We start from the raw sequence: 20,714 nt of genomic DNA on the forward strand, positions 1-20,714 counted from the left end.
TCAGGCCGTCTTGCGCAGCACGAGCAGCGAGCGGGCCTGTAGCGAGATCTTCTCGCCCGCGGCGACAACCAGATCGGAATCGCCGGTCGGACTGGCGGTATCCAGGTCGCCCGTCCATTCGGCGGCGTAATCGCCGTTCGGGGTGACGAAGTCCTGCTCGTGGTCATTTGCGTTGAAGCACAACAGGAACGTGTCGTCGACGACGCGTTCACCTCGGGCGTTGGGGGCCGGGATGGAATCGCCGTTGAGGAACACCGCGACACAGGTACCCAGCCCGGTGCCCCAGTCTTCCGGGGTCATCTCGGTACCCGCCGGGGTGAGCCACGCTATGTCGCGGACCTGGTCACCGCTTCGGATCGGCTTGCCCTCGAAGAACCGGCGACGCCGAAATGCCGGATGGCGCTTGCGGAAGGCCAATACCTTGCGGGTGAACTCCAGATGGTCGGCGTTGGTCTCGAGTAACGACCAGTCCACCCAGGAAAGCTCGGAGTCCTGGCAGTACACATTGTTGTTGCCCAACTGGGTCCGACCGATCTCGTCGCCGTGGGCGATCATCGGGGTGCCCTGGGACAGCATCAATGTCCCCATGATGTTGCGCATCTGCTTGGCGCGCAGGGCCAGGATCTCCGGGTCGTCGGTCGGCCCCTCGACACCGCAGTTCCACGACCGGTTGTGGCTTTCGCCGTCGCGGTTGTCCTCGCCGTTGGCCTCGTTGTGCTTCTCGTTGTAGGACACCAGGTCGTTGAGGGTGAACCCGTCGTGGCAGGTGACGAAGTTGATGCTGGCTCCGGGCCGTCGGCCGGTGGCTTCGTAGAGGTCCGACGAGCCGGTGAGCCGGGACGCGAACTCGCCCAGCGTCGAGGGCTCGCCGCGCCAGTAGTCCCGCACGGTATCGCGGTACTTGCCGTTCCACTCGGTCCACAGGCCGGGGAAATTGCCGACCTGGTAGCCGCCCTCGCCGACGTCCCACGGCTCGGCGATCAGCTTCACCTGGCTGACCACCGGGTCCTGCTGGACCAGATCGAAGAACGCCGAAAGCCGGTCCACGTCATAGAATTCGCGGGCCAGCGTGGAGGCGAGGTCGAATCGGAACCCGTCCACGTGCATCTCCAGCACCCAGTAGCGCAGCGAGTCCATGATCAGTTGCAATGTGTGCGGGTGCCGGGCATTGAGGCTGTTGCCGGTTCCGGTGAAATCCTTGTAGTACTCGGGTTGTCCGTCGAGCAGCCGGTAGTAGGCGGCGTTGTCGATGCCGCGGAAATTGATGGTCGGACCGAGGTGATTGCCTTCGGCGGTGTGGTTGTACACCACATCCAGGATGACCTCGATACCCGCGTCGTGGAACGCCTTGACCATGGTCTTGAACTCGGCCACTGCACCGCCGGCGTGCCGGGTGGCCGCGTATTGGAAGTGTGGGGCGAAGAAGCCGACAGTGTTGTAGCCCCAGTAGTTTCGCAGCCCGAGGTCCAGTAGCCGGTGGTCGTGCATGAACTGGTGTACCGGCATGAGTTCGATCGCGGTGATGTTCAGCGACTGGAGGTATTCGATGACCACCGGGTGGCTGAGCCCCGCGTACGTGCCCCGGAGTTCCTCGGGGATCCCCGGGTGGGTCTCGGTCATCCCCTTGACGTGCGCCTCGTAGATCACCGTGTCGTGATACGGGGTCTTGGGTGCGCGGTCCGAGCCCCATTGGAAGAACGGGTTGATGACCACGCTGGTCATGGTGTGTCCCAGGGAGTCGACCTGGGGCGGGGTTCCGGTACCGGGCGGGTCGGCTGTGAGGTCGTAGGAGAACAGGGCCTGGCTGAAATCGAAGTCGCCGTGGAACGACTTGCCGTAGGGGTCCAGCAGCAGCTTGCTGGGGTCACATCGATGTCCGCTGCCCGGATCCCAGGGGCCGTACACCCGATACCCGTACCGCTGTCCCGGCGTGACCGTCGGCAGGTAGGCGTGCCAGACGTAGCCGTCGACCTCTTCGAGATTGATCCGGTGCTCGGTGCCGTCCTTGGCGATCAGGCACAGCTCGACGCGTTCGGCGACTTCGGAGAACAACGAGAAGTTGGTGCCCGCACCGTCATAGGTCGCGCCGAGCGGGTAGGGCTCGCCGGGCCAGACAGTCGACATCGGCGTGGGGATGGAGGACGGCGGCACTGCGGACGGCGGCGGCATGGCTTCACCACCAACCGGTGGCAGCTGCCATCTGGCGGCCCAGTTCACCTGTCATCGTGCGCATGTATGTCGTGGAGATGTGATGGGAGTCGTGATACAGCAACACATTTCCCTCGACCGCTCGGCAATAGTCCTTACGGCACACCGCATCGCTCATGTCGAGTGGCTTGAGCAGAGGAAACCTTCCGACGAAATCCAGCGTGGGGTTGTGGTCGGAGAGTACCTTGGACCGCTCGATGCCGCACGAGATGGAATCGCCGCCGTTGGCCAGACAGTCATACGGGAAGTACGGCTGGCCATTTCGGGTGAGCCACGGCGTGTCGCGCATCGCGAGGATCGGAATGTTGTTCTGGGAGAGGGTTTCCCAGATGCCGATGTATGTGCCGGGCATGACGTCGCCGTCTTTGATGTTCCACGGCCGGGTCGAGGTGGTGAACACATAATCGGGGCGATCGGTGATGAGCTGGGCCATCACCTTTTCGTTCCACTCATGACATTTCGGGTATGCGCGATTGTCGCCCATCACCAGTGGCGTCTCCTCCGTGGTCAGAGGACAACCCATTTTGAGGTACGTGACCACTTTGAAGTTGTGCCGGCGGCCCAGTAGGTCCAGCGCGGTGATCCAGTGCTCGGCGTGCGACCCGCCCGCTACTGCGACGGTGCGCGTCGCGTCCTTGTCGCCGTACGTGCAGTTGATGACGTCGGTGTTGCCGAAATCGCTGATACAGCCGTCGGTGGTCGACGCGGGCAGATCGTCCTTGGCCTCGAGCACGGTGGGGCGCATCGGCAGCTTGGGCACCCGCGCGTGATCGACCAGTGCGCGCGCTCCCGGATAGTCGCGGGCCGACAGCCCCGACAGCTCCTTGCCATTGGCGCGCTGCACGGTGACATGCTCACGCCAGGTGAAGGAGGTGGCCGTCAGCGCGACACCGAGAAGGCCGACGATGGAGCCGAGGACGATCGTCGGTCGGCGCAGACGGACCCGTAACGGAACGGCAGGCGCGGCGGCGGGGGCGGCCTTGGCCTTCTGTGAGCGCAGCGGCTCTTCGATGTAGCGCGTGGTGAGCCAGGCCAGAACACCCGAAACCAGCAGCACGACCGTGCCCTCGAGGAAGTTGGCGTGGGCGTGGCCCGAGTAGGACAGCCAGAAGATCAGCAACGGCCAGTGCCACAGGTAGAGCGAGTAGGCCATCGAGCCCAGCGACACGAACGGCTTTGTCGCCAGCATCCGGTTGGGTGCGGGCAACCGCTGGCCCGCGTTCGGATCGTCGACCCGGTTGGCGGCGGTCAGGATGAAGATGACGGTGGCGCCGACCGGAACCAGCGTCCACGGCCCGGGAAACTCCTTGACACCGTCGATCCACCAGCCACAGGTCAGGATCGCGGCCAGCGAGACGGTGGCCAGGACGGTGCGCAGCCACATCGGCCAGCGCACCGCAGGGACCAAGGCCCCGGCCAGTGCGCCGATCAGCAGCTCCCAGCCGCGCGCAAAGCTGTTGTAGTAGGCGGTGGCCTGGTCCGTGTTGTGCGCGATGATCGCGTACACGAAGGACGCGATGGTGAGCGCGCTCAGTAAAACGATGAACGCGGTGCGCAGGTGCCGGCCGAACAGCCGACGGCCGAGGAAAGCGAACCCGAAGACCAACAACAGGAATGCCAGATAGAACTGCCCCTGGACCGACATCGACCAGATGTGCTGCAGCGGGCTGACCGCCTCACCAGCGCGAAGGTAGTTCGCGGCAGTGTTGGCCAGCTCCCAGTTCTGGTAGTAGCCCAGGCTCGCCAGACTTTGGTCAGCAAACGTTTCCCAGCGGGTCTCGGGCTGCACGAGGATTGTCATCAGCGCGGCTGCGGCAAGCACCACGACCAGTGCGGGTAGCAATCGCCGAATCAACCGGACCACTTCGGGAAGCGGCCACAGCGGCGCCTCCGGGTTGAGTGCGATCCGCAGGATCTTGCCGCCGAAGAAGAATCCCGACAGCGCCAGGAAAACGTCGACACCACCGGAAACCTTGCCGAACCAGATGTGGAACATCGCCACGAGGGCGATCGCGACGCCGCGCAGTCCATCCAGATCATGGCGGTAAAAACCCGATGCTCGGGTACCCATGGCGGCGCGCGGAACGGAACCGGAATCGGCGCCGGGCTCCGTCCGGGGGGCATCAAGGGTTTTCATGGTCGAGGCCAATTTACCTAACATCGGCCTGCCGCTCATATTTCGGATGCGTGCGTCACGTTCGGTGAGCAAAGAGCTAGGCTGCCCGACTGTGGCTGAGCTGACTCCAGCGCAGATCAATGCCATCGACGCGGACCACATCTGGCACCCCTACAGTGCCATGGGTTCCGACACACTTCCGCCCGTGGTGGCGGTGGGTGCCAAAGGCGCGTGGCTGACTGTGATCGACCCTACCGACGGCGCACCGATCGAGGTGATCGATGCGATGGCGTCCTGGTGGACTGCCGTGCACGGACACGGGCACCCAGTGCTGGACCGTGCGATCACCGACCAGCTCGCGACCATGAACCACGTCATGTTCGGCGGTCTGACCCATGAACCGGCCGCACGGCTGGCCCAACTGCTGGTCGAACTGACCCCCGAGGGCCTGGAGACGGTGTTCTTCAGCGATTCCGGGTCGGTGTCCGTCGAGGTGGCGGTGAAGATGGCGCTGCAGTACTGGCGCAGCCGGGGCAGGGGCGCCAAGCACCGGCTGATGACCTGGCGTGGCGGTTATCACGGCGACACGTTCACCCCGATGAGCGTGTGCGATCCCGACGGCGGCATGCACTCCCTCTGGACGGACGTGCTGGTGGCGCAGGAGTTCGCGCCGCCTGTGCCCGCCGACTATCAACCGGCCTACAGCGAAGCGTTCGAGCGGCAGTTGGCCGACCATGCCGACGAGCTCGCCGCCGTGATCGTGGAACCCGTCGTGCAGGGCGCCGGGGGTATGCGCTTTCACGACCCGCGTTACCTGTCAGATCTGCGTGCGATCTGCGATCGCCACGATGTGTTGCTGATCTTTGACGAGATCGCCACCGGATTCGGCCGCACCGGCAAGTTGTTCGCCGCCGAGCACGCTGGGGTCAGTCCCGACATCATGTGCGTCGGCAAGGCGCTGACCGGCGGCTACATCACCCTGGCCGCCACGCTGTGCACGCGGGAGGTCGCGCGGACGATCAGCGCGGGGGAGCCCGGAGCCCTCATGCACGGGCCGACGTTCATGGCCAACGCGTTGGCCTGCGCGGTCGGTGTCGCTGCGGTGGAACTGCTGGTCAGCGGTGACTGGCCGGCCCGGGTGGCCGAGATCGAGGCGGGGCTGCGGGAAGGTCTCGAGCCGGCCCGCGCATTGCCGGGAGTGGCTGACGTCCGGGTGCTCGGTGCCATCGGTGTGATCGAGATGCGCGAGCCGGTGGACATGCGGGTGGCCACCTTGGCGGCGTTGCGCCACGGCGTCTGGCTGCGCCCGTTCGGCAAGTTGATCTATGCCATGCCGCCCTTCATCTGCACGACGGCGGAGGTGGAACTGATCACCGCAGGCATGGTCGGCGTGGCTCGTGCACTAACCTGAACGGTGTTCAATTGTCGGCACCGCCGACGTGTTCAACTTGTCGGCACCGAGGAGCACCGCGTGACGCGAACCGATCTTTCACCGCTGGCCTGGCTGGCCGGCGTCGAGCAGCAACGTCGACAAGCCGGCCTGCGCCGCGAGTTGCGCACGCGTCCCGCGGTAGCCACCGAGCTGGACCTGGCCTCCAACGACTACCTGGGGCTGTCGCAGCACCCGGAGGTCCTCGATGGTGGCATCGAGGCGCTGCGGACCTGGGGCGCAGGTGCCGGTGGATCACGCTTGGTCACTGGTAACACCGAGTTGCACGAAGGGTTCGAGACCGCCCTGGCGACGTTCGTCGGCGCCGAGTCGGCGTTGGTCTTCTCCTCGGGTTACACCGCCAACCTGGGCGCCGTCGTCGCGTTGTCCGGTCCCGGCTCGCTGCTGGTCTCCGACGCGCTGACGCACGCGTCGCTCGTCGACGCCTGCCGGTTGTCGCGTGCCCGGGTGACCGTCACTCCACACCGTGACGTCGACGCGGTGGATGCCGCACTGTCGGCGCGCACCGAGGACCGCGCGGTAGTGCTGACCGAATCGGTGTTCAGCGCCGACGGCGTGCTGGCACCCCTGCGCGAGCTGCACGCGGTCTGCCGCCGCCACGGCGCACTGTTGCTCGTCGATGAGGCACACGGGCTCGGTGTGCGCGGTCCGGGTGGGCAGGGCCTTCTGTATGAGGAGGGGCTGGCCGGGGCGCCCGATGTGGTGATGACGACGACGCTGTCGAAGGCGCTGGGCAGCCAGGGCGGCGTGGTGCTCGGTCCGGAAGCGGTGCGCGCCCACCTGATCGATGCGGCCCGCCCGTTCATCTTCGACACCGGCCTGGCGCCGGCGGCCGTCGGTGCGGCGTGGGCAGCCCTGCGGGTGCTGATCGCCGAACCGCAGCGCGCGCAAGCTGTGTTGGATCATGCCGCCGAACTCGCCCGGATTTCCGGGGACACCGCGGTGCCGGACTCGGCGGTCGTCTCGGTGATCCTCGGTGAGCCCGAGGTGGCGGTGGCCGCGGCCGCGGCCTGTCTGGACCGCGGCGTGCGGGTGGGGTGCTTCCGGCCGCCGACGGTGCCCGAGGGAACCTCACGGCTGCGATTGACTGCGAGGGCCTCGCTGACCGCCGACGAGATGGACCTGGCCCGTCAGGTGTTGACCGAGGTGCTGTCGAAGGCCCGGTTGTGAGCACGCTGGTCGTCACCGGTACCGACACCGGCGTCGGCAAGACAGTGACGACCGCCGCGCTGGCGTGCGCGGCACGCCTGACCGGCCTCGACGTCGCGGTCTGCAAGCCGGTGCAGACCGGAACCGTCGACGGCGACAACGACCTCGGTGAGGTGCAGCGGCTGTCCGGGGTGGACAACTTGCATGGGGGATGGCGTTATCCGGAGCCGCTGGCGCCGGTCGCGGCCGCGGACCGGGCCGGGTGTGCGTTGCCGACCCGCGCGGAGTTGGTGGACGCGGTGCGTGCCGCCGAGATCGCCGGCGGGCTGACCCTGGTCGAGGGTGCCGGTGGCCTCCTCGTCGAATTGGGTGCCGACGGCGTCACGGTGCGTGATCTGGCCGCCGATCTGTCCGCCGCTGTCCTGGTGGTGGTGTCGCCCGGACTGGGCACACTCAACCACACCGCACTGACGTTGGAATCGCTTGCTGGGCAGGGGATTCCATGTGCCGGGCTGGTGATCGGAGCATGGCCGGAGCATCCCGGCGTCACAGAGTCGGGCAACCGGGAGGCCCTGGCGCAGCTGGCGCCCGTACGTGCGGTGCTGCCCGCGGGGGCCGGCGGCGCGAGTGCCGCGGAGTTCGAGGCACTGTGCGCCGACGCGTTCGACCGGGACTGGCTGATCGGTCTGATCTGACGTGGTGCACTCCGTCGAACTGGTCTTCGATCCGGACATCGAGGCCGCGGTCCGCGGAATCTGGGATACGCTGCGCGACAAGGACATTCCCAGCCAGGCGCCGGCCAGCCGGCCGCATGCGACCCTGACTGTCGCCCAGCGCATCGACGCCGAGGCCGATGCGGTGCTGACCGAACTCGTGGACCGATTCCCGCTGCCGTGCCGGCTCGGTGCGACCCTGATCTTCGGGCGTTCGGCCGGAGTGCTGGCGCGGCTGCTGGTGCCGACCGATGAACTGCTCGGCATCCAGGCTGATACGTACCGACTGTGCCTGCCGTTCATGGACCCGGCCCCGATGCCACACGCTGAACCGGGGAACTGGACCCCGCATGTCACGCTGGCCCGGCGGGTGGCTCCGGCGAGGTTGGCCACAGCCGTGCGGATCGCCGGACGTCCCGCCGAGATCGTCGGCCAGGTGACGGGGTTACGGCATTGGGACGGCGACAAGCGCCTCGAACACCCGATCGGCTGATCGGCCGGCGATCAGCCCTGGCTGCGTTGCGGGATGTCGCGTCCGGAGCCGAGGGTGCTGGCGCCCCGCACGGCCAGACCGTCGACCAGCAACTGCAGGCCGAACGCGAACTGGCGTGACGTATCGCGGTCGAGCACCGACTGCTCATCGGCCAGCGCACCCGCGGCGTCCCACTGCAGTCGGGACTGCTCGTCGGCGGTGAAGCCCAGCACGTAATAGAGCACGGTGCGGGCGGCCAGCTCGTCATCCGGCGACATCACGCCGGCCTGCTTCGCGGCATCGGCGAGCTGCCCCACGATTGCGCCGACAGTCTGGGACTTCCCGGCGGCAAAACTGGATGAGACCAGCTCGGCCCCATCGGTGTGCGACAGCAGTGCGTCACGCAACGCCACGCAGGTCTGGTGGATTCGGCTCGGCCACGCTGTTGCGGCGCCCTCGGTGCGGACGGGTTGCAGAATGCGGTCGGCAACGGCGCCGAGCAGTTCCTGTTTGTTGGCGAAGTGCCAGTACAGGGCGCCCGGGCTGACGCTGAGCTCACGGGCCAGACGCCGCATCGTCAGGTCGGCGATGCCGTAGTTGTCCAGGATGGCCGTCGCCGCATCCACCACGTCGGGTTTGTGGAGTTGCACACCGTTACCCTAGCCTGAACGGTGTTCAAGTATCGGCTCGGCCGACGTGTTCAACCGTCGGCCCGGCCGGCAGACGATCCACAGGAGGACTTTTCGGTGACGCAGGCAGCCGTAGATGTACTGGGCGTAGCTCGCGAGCAGGTTCTGGAGCGTGGCGTCGGCCTCGACCGGGATCAGACGCTGCAGGTGCTGCAGCTGCCCGACGACAAGCTCGAGGAGCTGCTGGCCCTGGCCCACGAGGTCCGGATGAAGTGGTGTGGCCCCGAGGTCGAGGTCGAGGGCATCATCAGCCTCAAGACCGGCGGCTGCCCGGAGGACTGCCACTTCTGCTCGCAGTCGGGTCTGTTTGCCTCCCCGGTGCGCAGCGCCTGGCTCGACATCCCGAGCCTGGTCGAGGCCGCCAAGCAGACTGCCAAGACCGGCGCCACCGAGTTCTGCATCGTGGCCGCGGTGCGTGGCCCCGACGAGCGGCTGCTGGCCCAGGTGGCCGCAGGTATCGAGGCGATCCGCAACGAGGTCGACATTCAGATCGCCTGCTCGCTGGGCATGCTGACCCAGGAGCAGGTGGACCGCCTCAAGGACATGGGCGTGCACCGCTACAACCACAACCTGGAGACCGCGCAGTCGTTCTTCCCGAATGTGGTCACCACCCACTCGTGGGAAGAGCGCTGGGGCACGCTGGAGATGGTGCGTGAGGCCGGTATGGAGGTCTGCTGCGGCGGCATCCTGGGCATGGGGGAGACGCTGGAGCAGCGTGCGGAGTTCGCCGCCAACCTGGCCGAGCTGAACCCGCACGAGGTGCCGCTGAACTTCCTCAATCCGCGCCCGGGCACACCGTTCGGTGATCTCGAGGTGCTGCCGGCCTCTGAGGCGCTGAAGGCCGTGGCCGCGTTCCGGTTGGCGCTGCCGCGCACCATGCTGCGCTTCGCCGGTGGCCGCGAGATCACTCTCGGCGACCTCGGCGCCAAGCAGGGCATCCTGGGCGGCATCAACGCCGTCATCGTCGGCAACTACCTGACCACGCTGGGTCGCCCGGCCGAGTCGGACCTGGAATTGCTCGATGATTTGCAGATGCCGATCAAGGCACTGAACGCCAGCCTGTAGAACTGGTGGTGATGGTTCACGATTTGCCCGCGCCCGTCGGCGCCGGCCTATACAACGTCTACACCGGGGTCCAGGCTGACGCGGCGGAGGGAACTGTGCTTCCCACCGCGGCTCAACTCGGCCTGGAACCACCCCGGTTCTGCGCCGAGTGCGGCCGCCGGATGATCGTGCAAGTGCGGCCGACCGGGTGGTGGGCCAAGTGCTCGAGGCATGGGCAGGTGGACTCGACGGACCTGGATACGCGGCGATGAGCCTCTCGGGCGAAGAGCAGAAGGCACCGATGAGCCTCTCGGGCGAAGAGCAGATGCTGTCTGTCGGCCTGGCGCCCGCCAATATCCCCGGCGCACCGCGAGTTTCGCGGGAGCGGGCGGTGCTGAGCGTCATTGGTGCACTGGCCGTGGTTGGTGCCGTCCTCGGTGCCCTGTGGGCCTTCGTGGCCCCCGGCGTGCACGGCGTGGTGGCTCTGACCCGTAGCGGCGACCGGGTGCACGCCTATCTGGGCGGTGAGTCTGACCATTTCTTCACGTCGGCGTTCATGTTCGTCGGTTTGCTCGTCGTCATGGCGGTCGTGGCCGCGGTGGCAGTGTGGCAGTGGACCGCGCATCGCGGGCCGGTGATGGTGGCTGCATTGGTCACCGGTTGTGCGGTGGCGACGGCGGTGGCGGCGGGAGTCGGTGCGGCACTTGCACACTGGAGGTTCGGTTCGCTCGATATCGCGGGCGCACCGGTCACCCCGGAACACCGTGTCCACTACGTGGTGGAAGCCGCGTCGGTGTTTTTCGGGCATACGCCGCTGCAGATCGCGGGGACGATTCTGTTCCCGGCTGCCATGGCAGCGATGGTCTACGCGCTGATCGCGGTCTCGACGGTGCGCGATGACCTGGGCGCCTGGCCCCCGGTTCAGACGCCGACCTATCCGGTGATCCCGCCGGTGGTCAGTCCGCCGGGGTCTTGATTCGATTCCCGGACTGCTGCGGAGAGTCGGCCAGATATAGGTAGCGGCGGTAGTACCTGCGGTTGGTGAGCATGGCGACCAGAATCAGGGTGGCCAACGACGTCCCGTATCCGACGAAGAACACCCATGCCCCGGGTCCGGTGTAGGGCTTCGTCGATAGAAAATTCGCGTGTTTCACCCCGGTGCAGTGCGCGGGCCGCCCTTGGGGTTGCCGCATACATATAGCCATGACGAAGACGATGGACGCCGCCGCATAGGGCCACCGTCGGGGCTGACGGACATACCGCATCTACCCCGATTTCTGCCGGCGCCAGGCAGGTCAGAGTGGGCGTCGTCGGACCGTGCGCCCCAAGGCGACTTTGGTGGCGATTCGGGCCAGCCGTGCCATGCCCATGTAAGTGATCGGATTTAGCAGCGTCGGCCACTTGGACCGCACCAGGTTTGCGGTCAGCGGGCGATCGGCGAACCGGTCGCTCAGCCAGCGCAGCGCCATCGGCGCCGAGAATGGGTGCAACAGCAGGTGTTCGCTGAACATGTCGCGGTGGTAGGTCACGTCGGCGCCGCCGGCCAGATAGGTGTCGGCGAGTTCGTCGATGTCGCCGACCGAGATGATCTCGTCGTGCACGGCCTGCACGATCAGGACGGGCGGAACCGGCACGGCCACACCGAGTTTGGTGTCCTCGAACACCTCACTGACTTCGGGTCCGTCGAGGATTTCCTCCAGTGGCATGTCGACCAGGTCGGCCATGTCGGTCCGGAACATCTGCACCATGGCTTCCACGGTGGTCATGCGGTGCAACCGGTCCAGGATTTTGCGTCCCTCGGTCGTGGCGTGCTCGGCGATGACTCGGTTGAGACTGGGATAGATGTCGGAGAGGGCGGCCACCACAAGGGCCGGCAGGCCCGAGAACACGGTGCCGTTGAGCCGGCGGAAGGTGTTTCCGAGATTGCCGACGGGCGATCCGAGGACGGCGCCGACGATGTTGAGCTCAGGTGCGTAGCTGCCGGCCATCTCGGCGGCCCAGGCGCTGGCCAGGCCGCCGCCCGAGTATCCCCACAGACCGATGCGCGCCGACGGTGACAGCGACAGGTGTTCGGTGTTGATTGCCGCACGCAGGCCGTCGAGCACCCGGTAGCCCGGCTCGTAGGGCGCGCCCCACATGCCGTTGACACCCTCATGGTCGGGAACCGAGACCGCCCAGCCCTCGGCCAGGGCGGCCGAGATCAGCAGGAATTCCAGTTGGGCCAGGGAGCCGGTGGCTTTGGCGTGGTGGCGCAGGGCGTAGGACGGGAAGCACCGGGCCGAGATGGCGTCGATCGCGCACTGGTACGACACGACCGGGCAGTCCGGTGCCGCGTCGACCGGGACGATGACGGTGGTGGCGGCGGCTTCGGGTACGCCGTTGCGGTCAGTGGAGCGGTACAGCAGCTGCGTGGCCTGCAGGCGCTGCGGAATCAGGCCAAGAAACGCCAGTTCGACATCGCGGCTGCGTAGGACGGTGCCAGGCTCGGCGTGCTGGAAACCCGCAGGCGGGACGTAGAACGCATCGTCGTGGGGGAGCTGGGGTCGCGCCGCCCGGTCGAGCACCTCGTGAGGTGCCCGACCGATCCATTCGGCTCCGGAGACGCTGGCCGCACTGCCCAAGTCCATCCGGGCATTCTTGCTTAAGAAGGGTCTAAGAATCCAGTCGACTCACCCGGGCGGGCGCAGTGCGGCGAATGCGTCGGTGACGCGATACCTGGATTCGGTGAACCGGTACAGCGCTGCCGGGCGCCCGCCGCTGCGGCCGGATCGCGCGGTGGTGCCGGTCGGGGTGATCACTTTGCGACGTTCCAGAACCCGTTGCAGGTTGGTGGCATCGACCTGATGGTCGAGCGCCGCGCTGTAGATGTCACGCAACGTGGAGAGGGCGAATTCTTTTGGCGCCAAGGCAAATCCGATGTTGGTGTACGACATCTTGGCCACGAGTCGGGTGCGTGCGTGTTCGACCATCGGCGCGTGGTCGAACGCCATCGGGGGCAGATCGCTGACCGGATGCCAGCGGGTGTCCGGCGGCAGGGTCGGGGTGGACGAGGAGGGCACCAGGCCCAGGAATGTGGACGCGATCGTCCGTATCCCGGGCACTCGGGCGGGATCGGAGAAGACCGCCAATTGTTCGAGGTGGGCGATCTCGCGCAGGTCCACCTTCTCGGCCAGCTGTCGCCGTACTGAGCTGGTCAGATCCTCGTCGTCCTCCAGTCGCCCGCCCGGCAGAGACCATTTGCCCCGCTCCGGATCCAGCGCGCGTTGCCACAGCAGCACGTTGAGGGTGGGCTGCCTGGTGTCGAGGCCGCGAACCTGGAACACGGCGGCAAGCACTTCGTGCGCGGTGCTAATATGTGGCATGTTTTCGATTATAAGTCGAAAACCTGACTCAGTGGAGGAGGTCGGCGTGACCGCTCTCAATGGCACCCTTGCGGGGGGCTTGGCAGATCAGATCGTCGATGGCCCCGGTGGCTATTCCGGCGTAGACGGCGACGAGAAATGGGCCGCTGAGATCCGCCGTTTGGTCGAGCTGCGCGGTGCGACGCTGTTGGCGCACAACTACCAGTTGCCGGCCATCCAGGACGTCGCCGACCACGTCGGTGATTCTCTGGCGCTCTCGCGTATCGCCGCCGAGGCCCCCGAGGACACGATCGTGTTCTGTGGCGTGCACTTCATGGCCGAGACGGCCAAGATCCTCAGCCCGGACAAGACCGTGCTGATTCCGGATCAGCGGGCCGGTTGTTCGCTGGCCGATTCGATCACCGCCGACGAACTGCAGGCCTGGAAGGACGAGCACCCCGGCGCGGTCGTCGTCTCCTACGTCAACACCACCGCCGCGGTGAAGGCACTCACCGACATCTGCTGCACCTCGTCGAACGCCGTCGAGGTGGTGGCCTCGATCCCCGAGGACCGCGAGGTGCTGTTCTGCCCGGATCAGTTCCTGGGCGCACACGTGCGGCGCGTCACCGGCCGCAAGAACTTGCACGTCTGGGCCGGAGAATGCCACGTGCACGCCGGGATCAACGGCGACGAGTTGGCCGACCAGGCCCGGTCGCACCCCGACGCCGAACTCTTCGTGCACCCCGAATGCGGATGTGCCACCTCGGCGCTCTACCTCGCCGGTGAGGGCGCGGTCCCGGAGGAGCGGGTGAAGATCCTGTCCACCGGCGGCATGCTCGACGCCGCTCGGGAGACTCGGGCGCGGCAGGTTCTCGTCGCGACCGAGGTCGGCATGCTGCACCAGTTGCGCAGGGCTGCACCCGAAGTCGAGTTCCTGGCGGTCAACGACCGCGCCTCGTGCACCTACATGAAGATGATCACCCCGGCCGCGCTGCTGCGGAGCCTGGTCGAAGGCGCCGACGAGGTGCACGTCGATCCCGAAACCGCTCGCCTGGGTCGTGCCAGCGTGCAGCGCATGATTGCGATTGGCCAGCCCGGCGGCGGCGAATGACCCCGACGGGCAGTGCCCGGGGATCGAGCCGCTTCGCCTGCGGCAGTTCAACGCTGTGGCAACAGCGCGCTGACGTCGTCGTCGTCGGCACCGGGGTCGCGGGCCTGGTGGCGGCCCTGGCCGCGCATCGCCGCGGCCGCCGGGTGGTGGTGCTCAGCAAGGCCCGCGAGACCGCGACGTTCTACGCCCAGGGCGGGATCGCCGTGGTGCTGCCCGACACTGACGACTCCGTCGAGGCGCACGTCGCCGACACGGTCGCCGCCGGGGGCGGCCTGTGTGACCCGGATGCCGTGCGCTCCATCGTCGCGGCCGGCTATGATGCGGTGGCTGATCTGGTGGCCGACGGCGCACAGTTCGACGAGACCGCTCCCGAGCGTTGGGCACTGACCCGCGAGGGCGGACACACCCGGCGCCGGATCATCCACGCCGGCGGCGATGCCACCGGGGCCGAAGTGCAGCGGGCTCTCGACTCTGCGGCGGCCAACCTCGACATCCGCCGTGACCATGTGGCGCTGCAGGTCCTGCGCGACGACGCCACGGTGACCGGGGTGCTGGTGCGCAACGAGGACGGTCTGGGGATCATCCACGCGCCGTCGGTCATCCTGGCCACCGGAGGCCTCGGTCACGTGTACGCGGCCACCACCAACCCCAGTGGCTCCACGGGTGACGGCATCGCCCTCGCGATGTGGGCCGGTGTTCCGGTCCGCGACATCGAGTTCGTTCAGTTCCACCCGACCATGTTGTATGTCGAGAACAGCGGTGGGCGGCGCCCTCTCATCACCGAGGCGCTGCGCGGTGAAGGCGCCATACTGCTTGACTCGCAAGGTAACTCGGTGACCGACGGGGTGCACCCGATGGGGGATCTGGCTCCGCGGGACGTGGTCGCTGCAGCCATCAACGCCCGGCTGAGCGCCACCGGCGACCCGTGCGTGTACCTCGATGCCCGGGGTATCGCCCAGTTCGCCGACCGGTTTCCCACGGTGGCGGCGGCGTGTGCGGCGGCCGGTGTCGATCCGACCCACCAACCCATCCCGGTGGTTCCGGGCGCGCACTACAGCTGCGGCGGCGTGGTCACCGACGTGCATGGACGCACCGAACTGCCCGGGCTCTTCGCCGCGGGGGAAGTGGCCCGCACGGGGATGCACGGAGCCAACCGGTTGGCCTCCAACAGCCTCCTGGAAGGACTCGTCGTCGGCGGCCGGGCCGGCCGGCTCGCCGCCGAGCACGCCGGCGCAGCAGGTTCGGTGCGTGCACAGGCACCGCAGGACCGGCCTTATGACTCGGTTGACCGAGATGCCTTGCAGCACGCCATGTCTGAACATGCCTCTGTGGTCCGCAACGCCGGAGGCCTACGTCAGCTCGATGCCGTTCTTGCCGATGCGCGCTCGGTGCAGCCCGCCAACCGCCAGAGCTTCGAGGACGCTGCCCTCACCGCGACGGCACGCGCAATTGCCGTGGCCGCCCTGGCCCGTACCGAAAGCCGTGGCTGCCACCATCGCGGCGATTACCCCGAAACCGACCCCGCTCAGGAGCATTCCGTGACGATTCGCGCCGTAGCCGGCCGTCCCGCCCTCGACACCGCAACGGTGGTGTGCTGATGGCACTTTCGGATATCGAGCTGGCCGAGGCTCGGGCCACGATCACGCGGGCGCTCGAAGAAGACCTGCGCTACGGACCAGATATCACGACGCTGGCCACCGTGGGTGCCGATGCCATGACCACCGCCTCGGTGGTCAACCGGGAGCCGGGCGTGGCCGCGGGTGTGGACATCGCGCTGCTGGTGCTCGACGAGGTGCTCGGCGCTGACGGCTACCGCGTGATCGACCGCGTCGAGGACGGCGCTCGGCTGGACGCCCGTTCGACGATCCTCACGGTCGAGGCGTCGACCCGCGGGCTGCTCACCGCCGAGCGCACGCTGCTGAACCTGATGTGCCACCTGTCGGGGATCGCCACCGCGACCGCGGCCTGGGTTGACGCGGTGGCCGGCACCAACGCCAAGATCCGCGACACCCGCAAGACGCTGCCGGGCCTGCGTGCGCTGCAGAAGTACGCGGTACGCGTCGGCGGCGGCGTCAACCACCGGATGGGACTGGGCGACGCCGCGCTGATCAAGGACAACCACGTTGCGGCGGCCGGGTCGGTGCTGGCCGCGCTCAAGGCCGTCCGGGCCGAGGCGCCGGATCTGCCGTGCGAGGTCGAGGTGGATTCGCTCGAACAACTCGACGATGTGCTCTCGGCCGATGTGGAACTGGTGCTGCTGGACAACTTCCCGGTCTGGCAGACCCAGATCGCGGTTCAGCGCCGGGACACGCGTTCGCCCAAGACGCTGCTGGAATCCTCGGGCGGCCTGACGCTGGACAGCGCCGCCGATTACGCCGGAACCGGTGTTGACTACCTCGCGATCGGCGCCCTCACCCATTCGGTACGGGTGCTCGATATCGGCCTGGACACCTAATCCGCAGCGGCTCGGCGTAATTCGCGTCGGGTCGCGGTGGGCGTCCACCCGGTGTGCGCGCGCACCGTGCGGCAGAAGTGAGCCTGGTCGGCGAAGCCCAGCGTGGCTGCGACGTCGGCCATCGTGGATTCGCCGCGGTGCAGGTGGTCGAGCGCCCGTTCGACCCGGATCCGGTTGCGATACCGCGTCACCGACACCCCGAGTTCATTGCTGAACGAGCGGCTCAGCCGGTACGGGGAAACGCCGAGAGCGGCCGCCAGGGGGAACAGGCCCACGGCAGCGTCATCGGCCTGCCTGATCGCCTCGCGGGCCTGTGCCACCAACCGCCGCTCGGAGAGCCGAGCCGGTGATCCGGCCGGTATCGGCCGTTGCGCCGCCGAACGCAGCGCCGCACCGACCAGCTGCACCAGCCCCTCGGCGAGCTGATAGTCGGGATCAGCGCGACCGGCGGCCAGAAGCCGCCTGTGCGCCAGTTCAAGCCGGGCGTCCACGTACACGGCGGCAGGGCCGGTCCGTTCCGGCTCCCCGGCGAGTTGCCACCAGTTTTCGGCGTTGAGCTGCAACGACGTACAGGCATCGCCGCCGTGCGGATGGGCGAAATGTTCGGGCTCCCCGGGTGTACCGAGGTAGCCGAGCGTCGCATCGTGTTCCACCGCGCCGCCCGATCCACGACGGTGAAAGCGCCCCGAGCGCACCAGAACGAACCGCCCGTCGACCGGGCGTTCGGGCTCGGACCAGTCAGCGTGCTCGCCGGTGCAGCTCCAGGTGGCGATGCTGAAATCCGGCCGGGAAATCAGCGTCTGGGCGGTCAACACCTTCTGCACGTTAGCGATCGGGACCGACAGCCGCGGACGGCACCGACAGCCCGCAAGAATGTTCAAGACACCGGGTCAGCGCCCTACCAGACTGGTGCCATGGCATCAATCCACATTGAGTTCGACGTTGAAGCTGACAGTTCGCGGGTCTGGCAGGTGATCGGCGACTGGGCGGAGGGCCCGGTACGCATGGCACCGGGCTTCGTAGCGTCTTCTGAGGCTGACGGCGATGTTCGCGTCGTGACGTTCGCGGACGGATTCGTTGCCCGCGAGCGCCTGGTCAGCCGCGACGAGCCGATTCACCGAATCGCCTACTCACTGATCGGAGACGCCGCGCGCCCCGAACACGACAATGCGGTGATGCAGGTGGTGGCCGACGGCCCGCACCGTTGCCGGTTCCTGTGGTCGCGTGATGTCCTGCCAGACGACGCCGCCGGTCCCTTGCGGGCCGCGATGGAGCAGGCCGCGCCGATCATCAAGAGCGCGATGGAGAACACGTCGACTGGCTAGCCGCGATTGCGGAGCCTGCCGGTCGGTGATCACGGCAGGCTTCGAGCACTCAACCGAGGATTCCGGTCAGTATGTGGCTGAAATCCTCGGTTTGGTGCTCGACAGAGGGCTCCTAGGCCGCCGCGCCGCGGCGCACCAGCGAGAGCACCACGGCGGCCGTGGCGAACAGCCCGGAGAACACCCGGCCGAGGATGGTCTGCTGCCGCGGTGTCTGCAGCCAGGTGAGCAGCCGGGCTGCCAGACCGGTGTAGAGGCTCATCACGACCACGTCGACGGCGACCATGGTCGCCCCGATCGCCAGGTACTGCGGCAGCAACGGCGCCGTCGGCACCACGAACTGCGGCAGTACCGCGACCAGGAACACCAAGCCCTTCGGGTTGGTGGTGTTCACCAGGAATCCGCGCATCACCAAGGCCGGCCGGCCGCGCTCGCCGGTGCTGCCCATCCGGTCGCGAAGGTCCTGCGAGGCGCTACGCCATTGCTGGATCGCCAGGTAGATCAGATAGGCCACACCGATCCACTTCACGATGTGGAAGGCCAACATCGACTTGGCGACGAGGGCGCCCAAGCCGACGGCGACCAACACCAGTTGCAGGAGCAGACCGATCTGGAGTCCGAGCACGCTCCACGACCCGCGCCGTACGCCATGGGTCAGGCCGGTCGCCATCGACTGGATCGCCCCGGCTCCGGGGGACACGCTGATGGCGATCGACGCGCCGAGAAACGCGAGCCAGATCTGCCAGGTCATGTATGCAGTCTGGCGACCGTGTCAAACGATATCTGCGACGAAGACGCCCATCCGGCGGGCCGCGCTGCGGGGGATCCGGGGGAGGGTCGGATCGTCGGTGCCCGCCGGCAGGACGCGCGGGTTGGTGATCTTGATGTCGCCGCGGAACAGGTGCACGTCGGCCCCGCCGGCCGCGATCACGTTCTTCACCCAGTTGGTCTTGCCGTGCATGAGCGTCACCGCGAAGACATTGCCCTTGCGGTAGCTGGTGACGATCGTCTCGTACGGCGTACCGGAGGTGCGACCCCGATGCTTGATCACGGTGAAGCCAGGCAAGCGCCTGGAAAAGGGTTTCACCAGCGGGTTGATGTATTTGATCTGGAACCGCTCCAGCGCAGGTGGCATAAGCATCGGTACGCCGGGGGCGTTGTTCGGGTGGTCTTTCGCGGACATCTAGGGCTCCATTCGGCAGTCTGGAACTACCCTACGGCGGGTCGTGCCGGCGGCAGTGGACGACGGATTTTTATCAACTGGACTGATCAGGGACAATTGAACCGATGGCCGAGTTTCAGATGTCCCGTATCGACCTGCGTAACCGCGTGCTGAACGCCGCGCAGTTGCGATCCGCGCTGCCCCGCGGCGGAGTCGATGTGGACGCAGTGGTGCCCAAGGTCCGCCCGATCGTGGAGGCGGTCGCCGAGCACGGCGCCACGGCCGCCCTGGATTACGGCCATACCTTCGACGGCATCCGCCCCGACACCGTGCGGGTCCCCGCGGCCCGGCTCACCGACGCCCTGGCCGACCTCGACCCCGACGTACGCGCCGCGCTGCAGGTCGCGATCGACCGGGCGCGCGCGGTGCACGCCGACCAGCGCCGCACTGACACCACCACCACGCTGGCGCCCGGTGCCACCGTCACCGAACGCTGGGTGCCGGTCGAGCGCGTCGGGCTGTACGTGCCCGGCGGCAACGCCGTGTACCCGTCGAGCGTCGTGATGAACGTGGTGCCCGCGCAGACCGCCGGCGTCGATTCGCTGGTGATCGCCAGCCCGCCCCAGGCGGAATTCGACGGCCTGCCGCACCCGACCATCCTGGCCGCCGCGGCACTGCTGGGCGTCGACGAGGTGTGGGCGGTCGGTGGTGCGCAGGCGGTGGCGCTGCTGGCCTACGGCGGCACCGACACCGACGGTGCCGAGCTGGCCCCGGTCGACATGATCACCGGCCCCGGAAACATCTACGTGACCGCCGCCAAGCGGATCTGCCGCTCGCAGGTGGGCATCGACGCCGAGGCGGGCCCGACCGAGATCGCGATCCTTGCCGACGACACGGCCGATCCGGTACACGTCGCCGCGGATCTGATCAGCCAGGCCGAGCACGACGAGATGGCGGCCAGCGTGCTGGTCACCGACAGTGAGGCGCTGGCCGAGGCCACCGATCGCGAGCTCACCCGCCAGCTGGCAACCACCGTGCACGTCGACCGCGTTCGAGTGGCGCTCTCGGGCAAGCAGTCCGCGATCGTGCTCGTCGACGATATCGAGGCAGGGGTGCGGGTGGTGAACGCCTACGCGGCCGAGCACCTGGAGATCCAGACCGAGGACGCATCCGCCGTGGCCGGCCGGATTCGTTCCGCGGGAGCCATTTTCGTCGGCGCCTGGTCGCCGGTCAGCCTGGGTGACTACTGCGCCGGCTCCAACCACGTGCTGCCGACCGCGGGTTGTGCCCGGCACTCCAGCGGCCTGTCCGTGCAGACGTTCCTGCGCGGCATCCACGTCGTCGAGTACGACGAGGCCGCCCTCAAAGACGTTTCCGGACATGTGATCACGTTGTCCAAGGCGGAAAACCTGCCCTCGCACGGCGAGGCGGTACGACGGAGGTTCGAACGGTGATGAGCGCTTGCGCGAAGAACCGAGGGCG

The 20,714-nt window shown here is 67.5% G+C and carries 21 protein-coding genes; 12 read left to right on the forward strand and 9 right to left on the reverse strand.

The window, feature by feature from the left end; genetic code table 11:
* Both glgX and sucT read right to left on the reverse strand, forming a co-directional pair.
* Nucleotides 1-2,169, reverse strand: a complete 2,169-nt coding sequence (gene glgX, locus EYZ64_RS15355; protein ID WP_135454438.1) for a glycogen debranching protein GlgX — start codon at nucleotides 2,167-2,169, stop codon at nucleotides 1-3.
* A 4-nt stretch (nucleotides 2,170-2,173) separates the two neighbouring features.
* Entirely contained in the window at nucleotides 2,174-4,345 is a 2,172-nt protein-coding gene (gene sucT / locus EYZ64_RS15360; protein WP_135454440.1) for an acetyltransferase SucT, read from the reverse strand.
* A 46-nt stretch (nucleotides 4,346-4,391) separates the two neighbouring features.
* Between sucT and EYZ64_RS15365 the strand changes: the two genes are divergently transcribed.
* Genes EYZ64_RS15365 through EYZ64_RS15380 form a run of 4 tightly spaced genes read left to right on the forward strand, consistent with a single transcriptional unit; the run spans nucleotide 4,392 to nucleotide 8,129 of the window.
* A complete protein-coding gene (locus EYZ64_RS15365) occupies nucleotides 4,392-5,735 on the forward strand; it encodes an adenosylmethionine--8-amino-7-oxononanoate transaminase (protein ID WP_167857843.1) in 1,344 nt (447 codons plus the stop codon).
* 60 nt (nucleotides 5,736-5,795) lie between these two features.
* Nucleotides 5,796-6,944, forward strand: a complete 1,149-nt coding sequence (locus EYZ64_RS15370; protein ID WP_135454443.1) for an 8-amino-7-oxononanoate synthase — start codon at nucleotides 5,796-5,798, stop codon at nucleotides 6,942-6,944.
* A complete protein-coding gene (bioD, locus tag EYZ64_RS15375) occupies nucleotides 6,941-7,618 on the forward strand; it encodes a dethiobiotin synthase (protein ID WP_135454445.1) in 678 nt (225 codons plus the stop codon). The genes EYZ64_RS15370 and bioD overlap by 4 nt, the downstream gene beginning before the upstream one ends.
* A gap of 1 nt (nucleotide 7,619) precedes the next feature.
* Nucleotides 7,620-8,129, forward strand: a complete 510-nt coding sequence (locus tag EYZ64_RS15380) for a 2'-5' RNA ligase family protein (RefSeq protein ID WP_135454447.1) — start codon at nucleotides 7,620-7,622, stop codon at nucleotides 8,127-8,129.
* Nucleotides 8,130-8,140: 11 nt separating this feature from the next.
* Here EYZ64_RS15380 and EYZ64_RS15385 read toward each other — a convergent pair whose 3' ends face one another.
* Complete coding sequence (locus EYZ64_RS15385) at nucleotides 8,141-8,758, reverse strand: TetR family transcriptional regulator (protein ID WP_135454449.1); 618 nt, start codon at nucleotides 8,756-8,758, stop codon at nucleotides 8,141-8,143.
* Nucleotides 8,759-8,854: 96 nt separating this feature from the next.
* Here EYZ64_RS15385 and bioB point away from each other — a divergent pair, with 96 nt between their 5' ends.
* The 3 genes from bioB to EYZ64_RS15400 are packed head-to-tail and all read left to right on the forward strand — an operon-like array spanning nucleotide 8,855 to nucleotide 10,817.
* Nucleotides 8,855-9,862 carry a biotin synthase BioB gene (gene bioB, locus EYZ64_RS15390; protein ID WP_135454451.1) on the forward strand — a complete coding sequence of 336 codons (1,008 nt, stop codon included), beginning with the start codon at nucleotides 8,855-8,857 and terminating at the stop codon, nucleotides 9,860-9,862.
* Nucleotides 9,863-9,873: 11 nt separating this feature from the next.
* Nucleotides 9,874-10,113: a biotin synthase auxiliary protein BsaP gene (gene bsaP, locus EYZ64_RS15395; protein WP_167857844.1), complete on the forward strand. Its 240-nt coding sequence runs from the start codon at nucleotides 9,874-9,876 to the stop codon at nucleotides 10,111-10,113.
* Between the two features lie 53 nt (nucleotides 10,114-10,166).
* A complete protein-coding gene (locus EYZ64_RS15400; protein ID WP_286175289.1) occupies nucleotides 10,167-10,817 on the forward strand; it encodes a DUF2567 domain-containing protein in 651 nt (216 codons plus the stop codon).
* Here EYZ64_RS15400 and EYZ64_RS15405 read toward each other — a convergent pair.
* From EYZ64_RS15405 to EYZ64_RS15415, 3 genes are all read right to left on the reverse strand, one after another.
* A complete protein-coding gene (locus tag EYZ64_RS15405; RefSeq protein ID WP_135454455.1) occupies nucleotides 10,798-11,034 on the reverse strand; it encodes a hypothetical protein in 237 nt (78 codons plus the stop codon). The two genes, EYZ64_RS15400 and EYZ64_RS15405, sit on opposite strands and share 20 nt — an antisense overlap.
* A gap of 102 nt (nucleotides 11,035-11,136) precedes the next feature.
* Nucleotides 11,137-12,468 (reverse strand): lipase family protein, encoded by a 1,332-nt coding sequence (locus EYZ64_RS15410; RefSeq protein ID WP_135454457.1) that lies wholly within the window; start codon nucleotides 12,466-12,468, stop codon nucleotides 11,137-11,139.
* Between the two features lie 42 nt (nucleotides 12,469-12,510).
* On the reverse strand, nucleotides 12,511-13,203 hold the full coding sequence (locus tag EYZ64_RS15415) for an NUDIX hydrolase (RefSeq protein WP_167857845.1): 693 nt from the start codon (nucleotides 13,201-13,203) through the stop codon (nucleotides 12,511-12,513).
* Between the two features lie 46 nt (nucleotides 13,204-13,249).
* Between EYZ64_RS15415 and nadA the strand changes: the two genes are divergently transcribed.
* From nadA to nadC, 3 genes are read left to right on the forward strand one after another with little or no spacing between them, the layout of a single operon-like run.
* Nucleotides 13,250-14,293, forward strand: coding sequence for a quinolinate synthase NadA (nadA, locus tag EYZ64_RS15420; RefSeq protein ID WP_135454459.1), 1,044 nt, complete (start codon nucleotides 13,250-13,252; stop codon nucleotides 14,291-14,293).
* On the forward strand, nucleotides 14,290-15,891 hold the full coding sequence (locus tag EYZ64_RS15425; protein WP_135454461.1) for an L-aspartate oxidase: 1,602 nt from the start codon (nucleotides 14,290-14,292) through the stop codon (nucleotides 15,889-15,891). Before nadA ends, EYZ64_RS15425 begins: the two co-directional genes overlap by 4 nt.
* A complete protein-coding gene (nadC, locus tag EYZ64_RS15430; protein WP_135454463.1) occupies nucleotides 15,891-16,748 on the forward strand; it encodes a carboxylating nicotinate-nucleotide diphosphorylase in 858 nt (285 codons plus the stop codon). Before EYZ64_RS15425 ends, nadC begins: the two co-directional genes overlap by 1 nt.
* Here the strand turns inward: nadC and EYZ64_RS15435 are convergent.
* A complete protein-coding gene (locus EYZ64_RS15435) occupies nucleotides 16,745-17,563 on the reverse strand; it encodes a helix-turn-helix domain-containing protein (protein ID WP_135454465.1) in 819 nt (272 codons plus the stop codon). The two genes, nadC and EYZ64_RS15435, sit on opposite strands and share 4 nt — an antisense overlap.
* Nucleotides 17,564-17,662: 99 nt before the next feature.
* Between EYZ64_RS15435 and EYZ64_RS15440 the strand changes: the two genes are divergently transcribed.
* Nucleotides 17,663-18,073, forward strand: a complete 411-nt coding sequence (locus EYZ64_RS15440) for an SRPBCC family protein (protein ID WP_135454468.1) — start codon at nucleotides 17,663-17,665, stop codon at nucleotides 18,071-18,073.
* Nucleotides 18,074-18,185: 112 nt separating this feature from the next.
* Here EYZ64_RS15440 and rhtB read toward each other — a convergent pair whose 3' ends face one another.
* Both rhtB and EYZ64_RS15450 read right to left on the reverse strand, forming a co-directional pair.
* Nucleotides 18,186-18,821, reverse strand: a complete 636-nt coding sequence (gene rhtB / locus EYZ64_RS15445) for a homoserine/homoserine lactone efflux protein (protein WP_135454470.1) — start codon at nucleotides 18,819-18,821, stop codon at nucleotides 18,186-18,188.
* A 21-nt stretch (nucleotides 18,822-18,842) separates the two neighbouring features.
* Nucleotides 18,843-19,253, reverse strand: a complete 411-nt coding sequence (locus tag EYZ64_RS15450) for a nitroreductase family deazaflavin-dependent oxidoreductase (protein ID WP_135454472.1) — start codon at nucleotides 19,251-19,253, stop codon at nucleotides 18,843-18,845.
* 104 nt (nucleotides 19,254-19,357) lie between these two features.
* Between EYZ64_RS15450 and hisD the strand changes: the two genes are divergently transcribed.
* A complete protein-coding gene (gene hisD, locus EYZ64_RS15455; RefSeq protein WP_167857846.1) occupies nucleotides 19,358-20,686 on the forward strand; it encodes a histidinol dehydrogenase in 1,329 nt (442 codons plus the stop codon).
* Nucleotides 20,687-20,714 lie beyond the last annotated feature (28 nt).

The organism is Mycobacterium sp. DL99, from assembly GCF_004762045.1.
Classification (GTDB): domain Bacteria; phylum Actinomycetota; class Actinomycetes; order Mycobacteriales; family Mycobacteriaceae; genus Mycobacterium.